The organism is Anabaena sp. CCY 9402-a, from assembly GCF_963920945.1.
Lineage (GTDB): Bacteria > Cyanobacteriota > Cyanobacteriia > Cyanobacteriales > Nostocaceae > Trichormus > Trichormus minutissimus.
The window spans coordinates 19,259-35,583 of the sequence record NZ_CAWUDL010000047.1 but is presented as its reverse complement, the minus strand read 5'-3'; the positions used below and the strand labels follow the sequence as shown (position 1 = coordinate 35,583).

The 16,325-nt window shown below is 41.9% G+C and carries 15 protein-coding genes; 7 read left to right on the top strand and 8 right to left on the bottom strand.

Annotated elements, in window-relative coordinates; all coding sequences use genetic code 11:
- The first annotated feature begins 153 nt into the window (after window positions 1–153).
- Both topA and ACM0OR_RS17725 read left to right on the top strand, forming a co-directional pair.
- Window positions 154–2,310 carry a type I DNA topoisomerase gene (gene topA, locus ACM0OR_RS17730; protein WP_414577769.1) on the top strand — a complete coding sequence of 719 codons (2,157 nt, stop codon included), beginning with the start codon at window positions 154–156 and terminating at the stop codon, window positions 2,308–2,310.
- A 283-nt stretch (window positions 2,311–2,593) separates the two neighbouring features.
- The gene (locus tag ACM0OR_RS17725) at window positions 2,594–2,764 is read left to right on the top strand and encodes a hypothetical protein (RefSeq protein WP_414577768.1); all 171 of its coding nucleotides are present in this window, start codon (window positions 2,594–2,596) and stop codon (window positions 2,762–2,764) included.
- 78 nt (window positions 2,765–2,842) lie between these two features.
- On the opposite strand, the gene ACM0OR_RS17720 is transcribed toward ACM0OR_RS17725, so the two are convergent.
- The 3 genes from ACM0OR_RS17720 to ACM0OR_RS17710 all read right to left on the bottom strand — a co-directional run bounded on the left by ACM0OR_RS17720 (window position 2,843) and on the right by ACM0OR_RS17710 (window position 5,168).
- Entirely contained in the window at window positions 2,843–3,700 is an 858-nt protein-coding gene (locus ACM0OR_RS17720; protein ID WP_414577766.1) for a mechanosensitive ion channel family protein, read from the bottom strand.
- Between the two features lie 287 nt (window positions 3,701–3,987).
- Window positions 3,988–4,854: a mechanosensitive ion channel family protein gene (locus ACM0OR_RS17715; protein WP_414577765.1), complete on the bottom strand. Its 867-nt coding sequence runs from the start codon at window positions 4,852–4,854 to the stop codon at window positions 3,988–3,990.
- A 98-nt stretch (window positions 4,855–4,952) separates the two neighbouring features.
- Window positions 4,953–5,168, bottom strand: coding sequence for a hypothetical protein (locus ACM0OR_RS17710; protein WP_414577764.1), 216 nt, complete (start codon window positions 5,166–5,168; stop codon window positions 4,953–4,955).
- 139 nt (window positions 5,169–5,307) lie between these two features.
- Here ACM0OR_RS17710 and leuB point away from each other — a divergent pair, with 139 nt between their 5' ends.
- On the top strand, window positions 5,308–6,390 hold the full coding sequence (leuB, locus tag ACM0OR_RS17705) for a 3-isopropylmalate dehydrogenase (protein ID WP_414577763.1): 1,083 nt from the start codon (window positions 5,308–5,310) through the stop codon (window positions 6,388–6,390).
- Here leuB and ACM0OR_RS17700 read toward each other — a convergent pair.
- Window positions 6,383–6,505, bottom strand: a complete 123-nt coding sequence (locus ACM0OR_RS17700) for a hypothetical protein (RefSeq protein WP_414577762.1) — start codon at window positions 6,503–6,505, stop codon at window positions 6,383–6,385. The genes leuB and ACM0OR_RS17700 overlap by 8 nt on opposite strands.
- A gap of 201 nt (window positions 6,506–6,706) precedes the next feature.
- Between ACM0OR_RS17700 and ACM0OR_RS17695 the strand changes: the two genes are divergently transcribed.
- On the top strand, window positions 6,707–6,973 hold the full coding sequence (locus ACM0OR_RS17695; protein WP_323266767.1) for a hypothetical protein: 267 nt from the start codon (window positions 6,707–6,709) through the stop codon (window positions 6,971–6,973).
- Between the two features lie 80 nt (window positions 6,974–7,053).
- On the opposite strand, the gene ACM0OR_RS17690 is transcribed toward ACM0OR_RS17695, so the two are convergent.
- Window positions 7,054–7,428 carry a hypothetical protein gene (locus ACM0OR_RS17690; protein ID WP_414577761.1) on the bottom strand — a complete coding sequence of 125 codons (375 nt, stop codon included), beginning with the start codon at window positions 7,426–7,428 and terminating at the stop codon, window positions 7,054–7,056.
- Window positions 7,429–7,674: 246 nt separating this feature from the next.
- A complete protein-coding gene (locus ACM0OR_RS17685) occupies window positions 7,675–8,109 on the bottom strand; it encodes a hypothetical protein (protein ID WP_414577759.1) in 435 nt (144 codons plus the stop codon).
- Window positions 8,110–8,411: 302 nt separating this feature from the next.
- Between ACM0OR_RS17685 and ACM0OR_RS17680 the strand changes: the two genes are divergently transcribed.
- A complete protein-coding gene (locus ACM0OR_RS17680) occupies window positions 8,412–9,221 on the top strand; it encodes a prepilin peptidase (protein ID WP_414577757.1) in 810 nt (269 codons plus the stop codon).
- Window positions 9,222–9,831: 610 nt separating this feature from the next.
- Window positions 9,832–10,782, top strand: coding sequence for an acetyl-CoA carboxylase, carboxyltransferase subunit beta (accD, locus tag ACM0OR_RS17675; RefSeq protein ID WP_414577756.1), 951 nt, complete (start codon window positions 9,832–9,834; stop codon window positions 10,780–10,782).
- Window positions 10,783–10,973: 191 nt separating this feature from the next.
- On the opposite strand, the gene ACM0OR_RS17670 is transcribed toward accD, so the two are convergent.
- Window positions 10,974–12,383 (bottom strand): MFS transporter, encoded by a 1,410-nt coding sequence (locus tag ACM0OR_RS17670; RefSeq protein ID WP_414577755.1) that lies wholly within the window; start codon window positions 12,381–12,383, stop codon window positions 10,974–10,976.
- A 298-nt stretch (window positions 12,384–12,681) separates the two neighbouring features.
- Between ACM0OR_RS17670 and ACM0OR_RS17665 the strand changes: the two genes are divergently transcribed.
- Window positions 12,682–13,920, top strand: coding sequence for an ABC transporter substrate-binding protein (locus tag ACM0OR_RS17665; RefSeq protein WP_414577753.1), 1,239 nt, complete (start codon window positions 12,682–12,684; stop codon window positions 13,918–13,920).
- A gap of 8 nt (window positions 13,921–13,928) precedes the next feature.
- On the opposite strand, the gene ACM0OR_RS17660 is transcribed toward ACM0OR_RS17665, so the two are convergent.
- Window positions 13,929–16,295 carry an ATP-binding cassette domain-containing protein gene (locus ACM0OR_RS17660; protein WP_414577752.1) on the bottom strand — a complete coding sequence of 789 codons (2,367 nt, stop codon included), beginning with the start codon at window positions 16,293–16,295 and terminating at the stop codon, window positions 13,929–13,931.
- Window positions 16,296–16,325 lie beyond the last annotated feature (30 nt).

Here is a 16,325-nt window from a genome sequence, read left to right as displayed (position 1 = left end):
GTAAATTGAGTGCTTCAAGCAGAATAACTGTCAGGGTATGTATAAATCAACTGACACAAGATATATTTAGTATGTAAGTATTGATAGTACATAACTACTAAGTGTATGATCAAAAGTTGCTTCTGTTATAAGAGTATTTAACAAGCGGGTGCTATGGTGAAACGTCTTTTAGTCGTTGAATCCCCTGGTAAAGTTAAAAAACTTAGTCAAATTCTGGGTGCAGACTGGATTGTCCGTGCTAGTTGTGGTCACATTCGAGAACTCAGCAATGAAGGTGAGGATTCACTGGGATTTAGTATGGATGGCGGTATTGTCCGATGCAACTATGTGCCGCGTGACCAACGGGCTAAGGAGACAATTCAGCAGCTAAAGGCGTTTACTAAGCAGGTTGACGAAGTTGTCTTGGCGACTGACCCAGACCGGGAGGGAGAAACGATCGCCTGGCATCTCAAAGAAGTGTTAGGATTAAGTGATGCGAAACGAGTTATATATACGGAGATTACAGCATCGGCGGTGAGGTCTGCGATCGCTCGCCCCAGAAAGCTAGACTCTAACTTGGTAGGTGCAGGATTATGCCGCGACTGTTTAGATAAGTTGGTAGGTTATAAAGGCAGTCCCCTCGTTTGGGCATTAAATAACGGTGCTAAAAGTGTCGGTAGAGTCCAAAGTGCTACATTACATCTAATTTGTCAGCGCGAAAGAGAGATTCAAACTTTTGTTCCCCAAGATTATTGGAATGTCTGGGTAGATTATGCCGAGGGTTTCCGAGCTTTTTACAAGGGTATGGCAAACTCAGCCCAAGAAGCGGAACAACAAGCAGTAGAAACCCATGATGATGCCGCAGATAATACAACAAAAGCACCAGAATCTAAGCGTGTGCTGTCGGAAGCAGAGGCTACAAAGTTAGTCGAGGAAGCACGAAAATATCCTCACCAAGTTATCCAGGTGGAAGGTAAGACAGTTCAGCGTCAACCGCCTCCACCCTTTACCACCTCCACTTTGCAACAAGCAGCCGGTTCTAAGCTGAGATTTGCCCCAGACAAAACTATGCAGGTGGCGCAAAAGTTGTATGAGGCTGGGTTAATTACTTATATGCGAACAGACTCAGTAATATTGAGTCCTGAATTTTGTGCGAGTGCGCGTCAGTGGTTAGAACAAAATGACCCGCAGAACGTGCCACCCCAAGTAGCCAAGCATCGCAGCAGCAAATCTGCACAAGAAGCCCATGAAGCAATTCGCCCTACAGACGTATTTCGTCCCTCAGCACAATTACGAATTGAATTACCAGCCGATGAATTTAATTTATACGTGATGATTTGGAAACGGGCAGTTGCTTCTCAGTGTCGTTCTGCCCAACTCCGTAAAACTCAAGTGGTCACGCAGTCAGGGAATCTGTTGTGGCAAGCTAGAGGGCAAATCATAGAATTTTATGGTTATGCCAAGTATTGGAATAATCTCAGCAAGGATTCGGTTTTACCTTCTGTGCAGCAAGGACAGGCTCTAAATCTGGAAAATGCCAATTTTGAGCAAAAACAGACACAACCGCCGCCACGCTACAGTGAACCCAAATTAGTGCAGTTAATGGAACGTAAAGGCATTGGTCGTCCCAGTACCTATGCGCCTACTGTCGCCACCCTCAAGCATCGGGGTTATGTGGAGTTGGCAAAGGGAAGCTTACAACCCACAGCTTTAGGATTAGAAGTTGATGCCTTTTTACAGAAAGCACTGCCGGATTTACTAGAGGCAGAATTCACCGCTAAAATGGAAGATGCTTTGGATGCGATCGCTCAAGGTAAACAAGGCTGGCAGCAATATCTCACTACTTGGAATCAAGATTACTTTGCACCAGCACTCACTAAAGCAAAAACTGTAGTGGTGAGTGGATCAAATATTATGGCATCTGCTACACGCCAGTATGAAACCTCTAGGACACGCTGCCCTGAGTGTAATAATTTTCTTTCTAAGATTAAAAGCAGTAAACTTAAGAAAAAATATTTTCTCAAGTGTACTAGTGGCTGTGCAAACATTGTACTGTTTTGGAGCGATCGCAGCAAAACTTGGGAAGCACCCAGAAATCAAGCCAGCGCAGGAGAGAATCAGCAAAAGCCGCCTGCTAAGGTCACGTCTTATCCTTGTCCTGTATGCAAACAGCCTTTAGAGGAGTACAGTTACACCAAAGATGGACAGCCCAAAACCATGCTGCGGTGTTCTAATCCCCAGTCACGCCAAGATAAAAAACATAAAGATGTCGCTTATTTCAGCACACAAAAAGGCTGGTGGAGTCCTAAGTTGGGTAATTTAGGAGAGTAATGACCTTTTTCAATTCAAAATTTTGTTAGGAAGAATAAGAATAATTTTGAATTAATTAATTCTGGGTACATATGTTAACCGAAATGTATTGGAAGTGATGAGCCAAGGTAGATCAGGAAAATTGATAAGTGCAACAGCAACCCGTTCCCACAAGATTTGAAAATTTAAGCTAACATAGGTTTTGAATTAACTGTCAGTTTTAGACTTTATGCCTCAAAACCATAACAGCAATTCCCGAAAAACAAGAAAATTTAAACCTAAATTTAGTTATCTTTTGGTAACAATGGTTACTTTAGTAGTTGCATTTCCTTGGTTATACGAAGTTAAAACAAAAGCTGGAATTAATATATCAAAGAGTCGCCACGCGGGTACTTTTATCGAAAAGCATACACGAGGACTATTTCGATGTGAGTGGCTGTACCCTTATCATTGCGATCGCTCTCAGATGAATTAGATTAGCATCTTGGGTTTGTAGTAAGCACTCTAGTGCTTAGAAAATCAGGACTAAAATGCTTACTACAAACTTATTGTTTTATGAATTTCTCAAAGATGTAGAGGAAACAAAAGGCTTAGTTCCATCCTCAGAATTGCCAGTAAATGCGTAGCGTTGTTCAGGAACAGGATAACCAGCTTCGCCAAAGGTTTGTTTGATGACTTTATTCGTGTCAAAATAAACCTGCCAGTAATGTTCATTATTACAATAGGGACGTACCGCTAATACAGTCCCTGCCAGATTAAAATCCAAAATCTCTACATCTGGGGCTGGGTTATTTAACACATGGGGAATTTGGCTGATTCGCTGTTTTAATAGCCTAATTGCTTCGTTATGATCAACTTTGTGATGTAGTTGTGCTGTGAGATCAACACGACGGTAAGGATTGACAGAGAAATTTTCAATATTGTCAGCAAAGATTTTATTATTAGCAACAATCGTCATCACATTATCAAGTGTATTGATAGTTGTTGTAAACAGTCCAATTTCTGCCACTTTTCCTGTTACACCTGCGGCTGATATCATGTCACCTATTTTAAAGGGACGAAAAATCATTAAAAAAGCACCAGCTGCAAAGTTTGCTAATAATCCACTCCACGCTGCACCAATGGCGATACCAATTGCTGCTAACAATGCAGCAAAAGAAGTAGTTTCAACACCAAAAAAGCCAAGAATTGCCACAATTAGAATAATTTTTAGCGTTACTGAAATAATATTCAGTAAATAGCTAATTAGTGTCGGCTCAATATTTTGGCTGCGGAAACCGCGACGTAGTAATTTTAAGCCAAAATCAATCAACCTTTGACCAATAATCCATATGGCGATCGCGCCTAATAATTTCAAACCAAATTGTGTTAAAAGTCCAATGGCAACTGGCCAAATTTGAGTTAAATTCATAGAATTTTCTCGATTTGTAAAATTACTAAAGTTGACAAGAGATTCAGGATAAATTTCTGAAATTATTGGTACTTGCCATAATGGTGTGAATAAGCAGAAAACCCCACCTCTTCCTAAAGAGAGGTTTTGTCGCTGCTGATTTTTAGAAGCTACTTACTTAGTTAGAGTTTTCGCTGAAACTAACAATAAATAATTAACTAAAAAAAGTAGATAAAGTATTTACTTTACCTACTTTGCACTTATTATTTTGTTGTTAATTTAATACGTTGCAAATCAGCGCATAGTTTTTACTGTGAAATAAATTCACTTAATGAGCCAGTGGGAACTACAGCATTCATTGCAACTTCTGAAGGACTGCTGACAGCATAACGTTGTTCAGGAACTGGGAAACCCGCTTCACCAAAGGTTTCCTTAATAGCTTTATTAGTATCAAAATACACTTGCCAATAGTGGTCATTATTGCAATAAGGACGCACCGCTAATACTGGCCCTGCCAAATTGAAGTCGAGAATTTCGACATCTGGCGCGGGATTATCCAACACATTGGGAATTTGGCTAATCTTTGCCTTTAATAGTGCGATCGCCTGATTATGATCGACAGTATGATGCAGTTGAGCTACCAAATCAACTCGACGGTAAGGATTGGCAGAATAATTCTGGATATTGTCACCAAAGATTTTGTTATTAGCAACAATTGTTAACACGTTATCAAGTGTATTGATGCTGCTTGTGAACAGTCCAATTTCGACAACTGTTCCCGTCACACCGCCGGCTGTAATAAAATCACCAACGTTAAACGGACGGAAAACAATTAAAAATGCACCAGCCGCAAAGTTGGCCAATAGTCCACCCCAAGCTGCACCAATGGCTATACCAGCAGCTGCTAGTAAAGCTGCAAAAGAAGTTGTTTCAATCCCAAAAAAGCCCAGAACTGCTACAACTAAAACAATTCTCAGGGTGACGCCAATGATATTGAGCAAATAATTAATCAGCGTCGGCTCAATATTTTGACTGCGGAAAGCGCGTCGCAGCAGTTTAAGTCCAAAATCAATCAGTCTTTGAGCAATCAGCCATAGCGCGATCGCACCTACAACTTTTAAACCAAACTCGGTCAAGAGTTTCAGCGCAAATTCTCCAATCTGCGGCAAGTTCATAAATTATTCTTAATTATTGGTATTTATCAAAGAACATACTAGAAATTCTGCTCAAAATGCGTATAAATACTTTTTTTTAAGATTTAAGAATTTTTATTCTACTCACTTTGTTTTCGTCGCTCTTCAATGCGAGCGAAAATTTCATCAAGGGTGGGATTTCCTAATATTTCATCTCTATCTGTTGTGTAATCTCCACTACCTTTTTCAAATTGCTGCATAAATCGCGCCATTCCAGCAGGAGCAAGAGCCTGAGTGAGTGCCTCTATTCCTAACCGTCTAATCTCAGCTTGAGTCAGCTTAGTTACGTCTAGCATCTATTACCTCCAGTTCTTGTGTCTGGTCATCGAAAGGCCGATTCAGACAACACACATCCAAATAAATTAAACACTCCATAGGTACATCTTGCTCGGTATGATATTTGATCTGCAAGCATTTACCGCATAAAAACTAGCTATGACTCAGAACTACCGTATTACCCTACTCCCTGGCGATGGCATTGGCCCCGAAATTATGGCTGTGGCGGTAGACGTACTGAAAGTTGTAGGACAGCAATTTGATATTCAGTTCGATTTTCAAGAAGCTTTAATTGGTGGTGCAGCCATTGACGCGACAGGTGAACCTTTGCCGGCTGCTACTCTAGAAACTTGTCGCAACAGTGATGCTGTTTTACTCGCCGCCATCGGTGGTTATAAGTGGGATACTCTACCCTCTCACCAACGTCCAGAAGCAGGTTTATTAGGACTCCGCGCAGGCTTAGAACTATTTGCCAACTTGCGCCCAGCCCAAATTCTACCCCAGCTGATCGATGCCTCCACCCTGAAGCGGGAAGTCGTGGAAGGTGTAGATATTATGGTAGTGCGTGAACTCACAGGCGGTATTTACTTCGGTAAACCCAAAGGGATTTTTACCACCGATACAGGCGAGAAACGCGGTGTCAATACAATGGTTTATACAGAATCAGAAATTGATCGGATTGGACGAGTAGCCTTTGAAGCCGCACGCAAACGCCAGGGGAAACTTTGTTCAGTGGATAAAGCCAACGTATTAGAAGTATCGCAGTTGTGGCGCGATCGCATGATCAAATTATCCGCAGAATACCCAGACGTGGAACTCTCACATCTATATGTAGATAACGCCGCCATGCAATTGGTACGCGCTCCCAAGCAGTTCGATACTATCGTCACAGGCAACTTATTTGGTGATATCCTCTCTGATGCAGCAGCCATGCTGACAGGTAGCATTGGAATGTTACCCTCTGCCAGTCTAGGTGCTGCAAGTCCTGGAGTATTTGAACCAGTCCACGGTTCTGCACCCGATATCGCAGGACAAGATAAAGCCAACCCCCTCGCCCAAGTTTTAAGCGCAGCGATGATGTTACGCTACGGCTTAGATCAACCCCAAGCCGCAGACAAAATAGAACAAGCCGTATTGCAAGTTTTAGCACAAGGCGATCGCACCGGAGATATCATGTCAGCAGGGATGAATCTTTTGGGTTGTCGCGCTATGGGTGACTCACTCATTAAAGCTATTAGTTAAGAGTGCTGAGTGCTGAGTAGTGAGTAATGAGTAATGAGTGCTGAGTGGTGAGTAATGAGTAATGAGTGCTGAGTGGTGAGTAGTGAGTAGTTAGTGGTGAGTAGTTAGTGGACATTATATTTTTCTCCCCCTGCTTCCCCTGCTTCCCCTGCTTCCCCTGCTTCCCCTGCTTCCCCTGCTTCCCCTGCTTTCTTTTCCCCAATCCCCAATCCCCAGTCTTTTTCAATAATTTTCTAGTTTAATCGGCCAAATTGGCAACCGTTACCAAAAGTTTCAGCTAAACTAGAAGCAAATCTAGCAAATACGCAGCAATATAGTGTACGCTTTACGACAAGAGCAAGGAAAAGCTAATTTTACTGCCCCCAGAAGCCAGTCTCCTTTGATTGATCCTGCCGTAATCAGAGCTGCGGGGCAAATTTACTACACCCACTGTGAAGTACATCCCGAAATAGCTGGCCAGCCTTCAGGTGTGGCAATTAATCGCATGACGCATCGGGGTAAAGTAATTTTTACCAGTCAACCAGTTCTTTTACCTCAAGAGTGTTTTGTACCCTTGAGCCAAATTGAATCTCATATGTATTAGTGATTACTCTGTGGGTATCTATTAACTTCAAGTGTCGGACAAAAGGCTAACTAAACTTTGAGGATAGAATTTCACCTCAGCTATTTTCTTTTGCGTTTTTTAGCTGAAAGTTTGGCAAGTGTTCCTCTGAAAACAATTGAGATAGGAATCACAGCAATAATTAAAGATGGGATGATAGCTAAAGAAATTGAAGATATAGAAATACTTACAACTAATAAAAACAAACCTCCAAACAATATCCAACCTGCAATTAGCACCCACCAAGGCATTGTTCCAGAAGACATAGTTCTCATGGCTCTACCTCTGACGTAAATCTCACCCATTGGATCATACGCAGAGGGAATTCTCTCGTGATAAACAGGTTCTCTTTGGGCAGGAACTTCAATCCTAATTTTATCTGAGTTGAAATTACTGTCTTCGCCAAAAAAATCTTCAGTTTTGTTGTTGTTACTCATAGTTTGTGGTTGGTAATTTTAACTACACTATCCAGGCATAGTAACAATTCAAAATTAATAAATCCACGCAGGACAGAGATTTTGATGCAAAAATCTGTCACGACTATACTACACAACTGCTAGTCGGGGAATTTCGGATTTTACTGACAAAGACTTCATAAAACTTAATCAGACAATTTCCGCAATACCACCAAAATCTAACTTAGGGACTTTCAATAGGAAAAGTATCCAATTTTGTAGCGTGCGTTAGCGATAGCGTAACGCACCGCCAGATATCTTGGTACTGGGTTGACACTTTCTGGTGGGTTGTTTAGCTGAGAGTTTTGCAAGTGTTCCTCTCCAGACAATTAAGACAGGAATTGCACCAATAATTGAATACGGGATGATAACCAAGAAGAATAATATTAAGGAAAAAGATATTAAAAAGAACATTGAAGGTATAAAAATATTTAGAAGCAATGAAAAAGAAGCACCAAATAATATCCAACCTGCAATTAGCACCCACCAACGTACTCTTCCAGAAGACATAGTTCTCATGGCTCTACCTCTCAAATGAATCGTACTAGAGGTAATCTTCTCCTGATCAGTAGGTTCTATGTGAGCAGGGATTTCAATTCTAATTTTGTTGAAGTCGAAATTGCTGCTTTCGCCAAAAAAATCTTCAGGTTTGCTGTTGTTCATAGTTTGTGGTAGGTAACTTTAACTACATTCTCAAGGCATAGAACCAATCCCAAGTTAGGAAATCCACGATTGACAAAGTTTTTCATGCCATAACCTACCACGACTAGACTATAAAATTGCTAATCGGGGAATTTCAGATTTATTTACAAAGACTTAATAAAACTTAATCACACAACTTCCGCAATTACACATAACTCTAACTATTCACAAGTTAGCGATCGCGTCTAAGAAAGTACCACGCTTCCTCGACAAAAGGCGAAAGATCAACGACAAATGACTCAGAACTTGTGACAAATAATTATATGGATACTTTGATAGTAGCCGTGGCGAGTATGATTGTTTTCGCCTTGGGTGCATCGATTGGCAGCTTTATTAACGTTGTAGTTTATCGATTACCTGCTGGATTATCAATTCTCTGGCCGCCTTCTCGTTGTCCCCATTGCTTAAACCAGCTAAAAGCCTATGATAATGTGCCTGTGCTGGGTTGGGTGTGGTTAAAAGGGCGATGTCGTTATTGTAAAAGCAAGATTTCTCTGCGTTACCCAGTGGTAGAAGGGGTGACAGGGATAATCTTTCTCCTCATATTCTTTTTATTTAACGTCTCAATCTTGACAATCGGATACTGGGTTTTTTGTAGTTGGTTATTAGCATTATCACTGATCGATTTAGATACGATGACTTTACCCAATGCCCTCACTAAATCGGGGTTAGTGTTGGGAATTATCTTTCAAATGGGACTAGGTTATATTACTGAAGCCAGCATTGAGGGAGTAGTCAAACACCTGATGATGGGGATAGTGGGATCTGTATTAGGTTTATGGTTATTTGATGCGATCGCAATTCTCGGTATTTTCCTGCAAAAAGAAGCAATGGGTGCAGGAGATGCCAAACTAGCAGCCATGATGGGTGCGTGGCTAGGTTGGAAGCATTTACTCTTGGCGGGGTTTATCGCCTGCACCCTAGGAGCTTTAGTCGGTATCGGCGCAATTCTACTTTCAAAACGCAAATGGGGACAAAAAATCCCCTTCGGCCCCTTTTTAGCCGCCGGTGCATTCTTCACCCTATTCGGCGGCGAAGCAATTTTATCAGCTTACCTACGATTGTTTTTTTAGGGCTGAGTGAGAGAGTGCTGTTAGCGGTAGCGGGGCGTTTAGCCCGTGCTGAGTAGGTAGACATATTTTTCTCCCCTTGCTTCCCTTGCTTCCCCTGCTTCCCCTGCTTTCTTTTCCCCAATCCCCAATCCCCAGTCCCCAATCCCCTAAATTTTCATGACTGTAGCGTTCATTACCCCATTTACGCTTGACATTTTGGTAATATCAGCTTGTGACCAGTATCACCCTCTAATTGAAAAGTACCTGTTGGTAAATGCTCAATGCTTGTCAACTGGCAAGGCAAACTGCAATCTTGGGGGCAAGATTTCAAGTCGGAGGTTGAGGAAAGGCATACTGTTGGGGGGTTGGTATGATAACGACTTTAATTTTGCCAATACATATACAAGAAGAGACGAACCAGAGACTTGTATTGGCATCAGTATTTTCGTTAAGCTGGCAACCAAAGATGCAAATTTAGGTCTGAATTGCTTATAAGCGTAATTTGGTGATGTAGTCAACAGTTACAGGCTAATAATCAATAGTCAATAAAATTACTCAAGACTAATGATAATTAAATTATCCTAGCTGCTTGACTGATTTTCGACCTCGTACCCACTTGAATAAGATAAAAATGGCAAACAACGAAGAATCACGCGGTTTAAAGTCTCTATTTGATTGGTTCGCAAATCGCCGTAAATCGGGAGCAACGAACCCCGAACGCCAAGAACGTGAGATTGCTGACGGGCTATGGCACAAATGTACTAAATGCGGTGTGTTGACCTATACTAAAGACCTTCTAGCTAATCAGATGGTGTGCGCTGAATGCGGACATCATAATCGGGTAGACAGTGATGAACGTATTCGTCAATTGACAGATCAAAACACTTGGCGACCAATTGACGAAAATTTGCGTCCTACAGATCCTTTGCAATTCCGCGATCGCAAAGCCTATAGCGATCGCCTGCGGGAAATGGAAGACAAACTAGGTCTTCTAGACGCAGTGAAAACTGGTTTGGGTCAAATCAATGGTTTACCCATTGCTCTAGCTGTGATGGATTTCCGCTTCATGGGCGGTAGTATGGGTTCTGTCGTGGGCGAAAAAATTACCCGCCTCATTGAACAAGCTACCCAACGGCGTTACCCAGTCGTTATTGTTTGCACCTCCGGGGGAGCGAGAATGCAAGAAGGTATGCTCTCCCTCATGCAGATGGCGAAAATTTCCGCCGCCCTAGAACGTCACCGCAGTGCTAAATTACTTTACATACCTATTTTGACTAATCCCACCACAGGCGGTGTAACAGCTAGCTTTGCTATGTTGGGAGATATTATTTTGGCAGAACCTAAAGCCACCATTGGTTTTGCAGGTCGGCGCGTGATTGAGCAAACCCTCAGAGAAAAACTACCAGAAGATTTCCAAACGGCTGAAGACTTGCTCAAGCATGGCTTTGTCGATGACATTGTACCCCGCACCCAATTAAAGTCCACCCTAACCAAACTCATCGCTTTACACCAACCCATCCCTACCGCCCCTCCTATGGTGCTGTGGGAGACTATGACTCTTAGTACCACAGCTGTTGAATGAGAGAGTAGGGGAGCAGGGAGCAGGGAGCAGGGGGAGCAGGGGGAGCAGGGGGAGCAGGGGAAGCAGGGGAAAATTTTTCTAAATCCCAATCCCCAGTTCCCAATCCCCCAATCCCCCAATCCCCAGGAGTTCTTTAATTTTGACTTTTGACTTTTGACTTTTGACTTTTGACTTTTGACTTGATTTGTCCCTCACTCCCTGACAAACACTAACGGAATCAAAGCTACTAGGCGCAACATACCCGAAAGAGCAAAAATTCCCAATAAACCGCCATGTTGAGCAAATTGGGCAATGCAACTACCGATAGTTGTACCTAAAGCACCACTAAAGCCAGCCACAGCAGACGCGATCGCAAAATAAAGTGACTGGTTTTTTATTGGGGCAATTTCTAGCTGCATATTGTTATTACATAAATCAATAGCTGCCCAAGTTCCACCAGTTAAAATATGTAACAGTGGCAAGCAAAACCACAAATCAAAATTATTAGTATCTATCCCTAGCCATAAAAATGGTGTCACCGCTACTAAAACACCAATAAAAATCAGAATTAAACGATTACCAATTTTGTCTGCTAACTTGCCCCAAAATATCATCAAGAGCATATTAGCTCCTGTCTGCAAACTAGCATAAAGCGTCACCCAACTGACATCTAAATGCAGCGTATCCAGCATATAAAGATTAAAAAAAGGTGCGCTGAGATTTACAGCCAGCATCCACAAGGCAGAATAAAACAGAAACATCAAAAAGTTAGAGTTTTTCCAGATACTGTCTGTAGTATTTACTGGTAGAGATGTAGTTTTGGGTAAAGATTTAGCCGTATTGCTATTTTCAGCTTGCTGGCGAGGATACTCAACGATCGCATTTTGGACTTTGGGATTAATATCTAGTTTGAAATACTGACAGCCCAAACTCAGCATACCAAAGACGATACTCACCAACAGCACTACACCATAACCTTGGAGAGTACCGCCGTACCAATGAGAAATCAACAAACCCGCTAAAGGTACACACAGCAAGTTAGTTAGACTAGCTGCACTATTGCGTATACCAAAATACCTACCGCGCAACTTTCGGGGAACAATCACGGCTAGCCAACTCAACCAAGATGCGCTTCCCAATCCCCCTAACAGGTGGCTAGCTAAGACAATCGATAGAGTCAGTATTTCTAATTGTAGGGAATACACCCATCCCCAACTAAAACCAACAACCCCAATCAATAAAATCAGCCACAACAGTCTACCAATTCCAACCGTCCACAGTGCATATTGAAATCGGCTGGTACTGCGTTCAGATAAGTAAGCACCCAACGGCTGAATCAGATTTACCAACATTGGGATTGAAGACATCATCCCAAACACCACCGGACTAGCATCTAACTCCACCAAGAAATTACTTAATAAAATTCCACCAGTTGCTAGGGAAAACACAGCTGCGAAAACTGCATCCGCAGTAGACGCTTTTAGACTGGTGCGAATCGCATTCTTAGTAAATCGGGTGCTAGATTTGGAGCTAGGAGTAGGAGTGAGCGGAGCTTGAAGTTGCGGAATCTGGGGAAGTTCCAGAATCAGAGACGAAGCTGTTTCAATCTGAACCGAATCCATAGACAGTATTTATGGGTAACGCACCCTAGCGTGAAATCAGCTTGAGGCATTCAGTATGCCCTCAGAAGCTTTGGTGATAATTCTCGATATTTTACCTTGCATTTCTCAATAAAACTTCGGAATAGGTAGATAAAAATTTAGAAAATTTAACAAAAAAATTAAAATGTGTAAGTTAGGTTGAGGAACGTAGGTGCAGCCTTTCCTGCGGAACTTTGCGCCTACGCAAAGCCTAAACCGAACCTCCAATACACACACTTATCCGCACCGTATTGACTAACTACTCAGCACTATTTTTGTGATGAAAAAAAGCTTTTGGCGGTTTTGGGGAATAGTAATAGCGATCGCCATTACTATTATTAGTTGTCATAGTCTACCCAAACCCAACCATGTCACCATCAAACTCAGTGGCTGGGGAGGTTCGCCTGTAGAGCAAAAATTATTAACACAAGTTCTGCAAGACTTTGAAGCCGAACATCCCCAAATCAAGGTCAAATATGAGGTAATTTCTGACCAATACATGGATGTGATGAAAACTCGCTTAGTTGGGGAAGCCGCGCCTGATGTTTTTTATCTAGATGCGCTGGAAGCTCCTTTTTTGATGAGTCAGAATGTCTTAGAACCTTTGAATAATTACATCACACCCAAATTTGACCTTGCAGACTTTGAACCAACTTTATTAAACAGCTTTAAATATCAAAACTATATTTACGGTCTTCCCAAAGACTATTCCACCTTGGCACTGTTTTATAACAAAAAAGCATTCGCGGCGGCTGGGTTGAACACTCCGCCAACCACTTGGGATGAACTCCGCACCTACTCCAAGCAATTAACGGGTAAACTCAACAGATACGGCTTTGGAGAAATGCCGGAATTAGCACGTCAGATGTATAAAATTAAAGCCTTTGGTGGACAAGTCATTGACGCAAACGGTGACGCTGTATTTGCTAGTCAGCAAGCTTTGCAGGGATTACAGCTAGTCATCGACCAATATCGCCAAGACCGTTCCTCAGCCCAAAAATCTGACGTGGGGACAAACTCAGGTAGTGAAATGTTTGGTCAGGGTAAGGTTGCAATGGTGATTGAAGGTAACTGGTCAATTCCTTACCTGCAAGAAACCTTTCCCGAATTAGAATTTGCTACCGCAGAAGTACCAACTATTAATAATAAAAAAGGCACAATGGTTTATACCGTTGCCTACGTGATGAGCAAGCAATCAAAACATAAAGCTGAAGCTTGGGAGTTAATTTCTTATCTCACAGGTAAAGCGGGAATGCAGAAATGGACAGGAAAAGGGTTAGCTTTACCAACACGCCAATCAGTCGCCGAGAAGTTGGGATATGACCAAGATGTGTTGCGATCGCCTTTAGTCGCTGGTGTTAATTACGCTACACCCTTGCAAGTTGGTAAACATCCAGCCACCATTGTCAACAATTTTGATAACCAGTTTATCAGTGCTTTATTAGGGCAGCAAACATTAAAACAGGCAATGTTGCGAGCGCAAAATGAAGCTAATCAGCAAATCCGAGCGATGGAGTGAACAGGTAATCAAAAAATATCTTTGCGCTTTTGTAAGTAAAATGTCATCATCAAATAAATGATTGTATGTAAGCACAAAACACCCCAATTTACACTTAAATTAGACCATGTGGCTTCATAGATAGATGTAGGTTCAAATGGTTGGGGAACTGTACTACCATTACCTAGGATGATTGGTGCAGGAACTAGGGCATTCAGATTAACTAAAGTACCATAAGCTCCCACTGACCAACGACTGAGCATTAACCAAGAAACTATACTAGCAGCACCTTCTATTTTGAATAAAACGCCAGAAAAAATAATTTGCGGTAGCAATAGCAGTGGTAAAGCACTATTAGCTTGACTAATATTTTTTACAAAGGATGAAACTAGTAAACCTAGACTAATACTAGTTAAAAGTGTCAGAAATGTAGTGATTACTAATCCTAATTGCCAAGGGATTAAGTCGGGCTGTGGTGATTTAAAACAAATCAAAATTATTGTTGCTATCAATAAAGTTTGAAGAAGTGCTAAACCCGAAAGAATTGCTACTTTAGAACTGAGATAAGCCAATAAACCTAAGTTAACTAACCGTTCCCGCAGATAAATTGCTGACTCTTTCACTATTTCTTGTAATGAACTAGAAAGTCCTACCCATAATGCTGCACAAGTAAAGATAAATAACACCCGCAAAGCTAAAGGTGCAAGGGTCGCATCGGATTGTTCTCCTAATACTAAGGGTTCTTGACCTCTGATGGCGAGAGTCATTAAACTAATTCCGATGGGTGCAGTTAAAAGTGCTAAACCAAGGTTAACGCGATCGCGCTTTTGAATCTGCAAGTAACGTTGCGCTAGAATCTGGAACTGTCCCCAAAAGGAAGTTCCAGAACCCTGTGAATTAACTAGATGTGTCTGTGGCGTTTGATTTCCAGGACTGAGGTGATTTTCAATATAAAACCGATAATCATCGGATTGGTGAAATCTGGTAGCCTGATCAACGACATTTTCGGGATTTTCTAGCTGATTATAAATATCCGCAAAATCATCTCTGACACCAAAAAACTGTAAACATTCATCAGGAGGGCCGAAATAACATAATCTTCCTCCTTGACCGAGAAAGACCACGCGCTCGCATAGTTTAATATTAGCTGTAGCGTGAGTCACTAAAACCACCGTCCGCCCTTGATCAGCTAATTTCCGCAGTAACTGCATCATCTTCTTATCCAACCCCGGATCAAGTCCTGAAGTCGGTTCATCTAAAAAAAACAACTTCGGATCAGCTAACAATTCCACGCCGATACTTACCCGTTTCCGTTGTCCCCCACTCAGTTGGGACACCTTCGCCTGACGACGGTGGGACATTTCTACATCTTGTAAGGTCTTTTCTACCACATTTACCACATCAATATCTGGTGGTAGTCGTAACTTAGCGGCGTAAGTCAGCACTTCTTCCACCGTCAATTCTTGGTGAATAATATCGTCCTGTGGGACATAACCAATATGGATGCGGTAGAGGTGGAAATTATTTCGCAGATTTTCACCATTGAGGTAAACTACACCTTGAGTTGTTTGCTCAATTCCCAACAGGGTACGCATCAAAGTGGACTTACCCGCACCGCTACCACCCACCAAAGCCACAAACTGTCCTGGTTCAATGGCTACAGATATATCATCCAAACGTCGCTTGTCTTTATCTTGAATGACCAAATCACAAGCATCTAAACGAATTTGATTACCTTGATCGATAAATTGTAATTCATCACCACGCAATACCAGGGCAAATGGCCCAATACGAATCAATGCACCTGGGGAGAGTACGGTACTGCTGTTAATTCGTTGTCCATTGACAAACACCCCATTGGTACTGTGATCACGCAGAATGTAGCGTCCTTGAGTATCAGTATCAATGGTGGCGTGACGACGGGAAACTGTAGGCGCGTCTAAAGGTAAACTAGAATCGCCATCGCGTCCCAGTAAAACAGACCTGTTTTTGAGAGAAATTCCTTGTGAAATCGGCGCAGGATTCACTACAGGATTGGCTGGATTATAGTATTTCAGCACAACCATATTTTGGGGATCTTGACCAATACTGATTTCTGTATCGTGTGTTAGATAATGCCCAGAATCGGAAGTGATGCGGATGCGATTAATATACAGTCCATTCGTACTAGGCTTTTGACCATCCCCATCATAAATTCGGTAATCTTTGCCATCTTTATATAACAAGGCTTGACATCGCCCCACAACTTGCCAATCTTCTGGGACAACTAGATCAGCCATTGATTGTTCACGCCCAATTATATGCTGTTGCTGGTTGAGTTCAAAGTGTAATATGTTTCCTTGTTTTTCCAAGCTTAAATATGGGTTCGTAATGACACCATTTTTATTTGTATTCATAGAATAAACGTTTTGTATAATTTTCTTGAT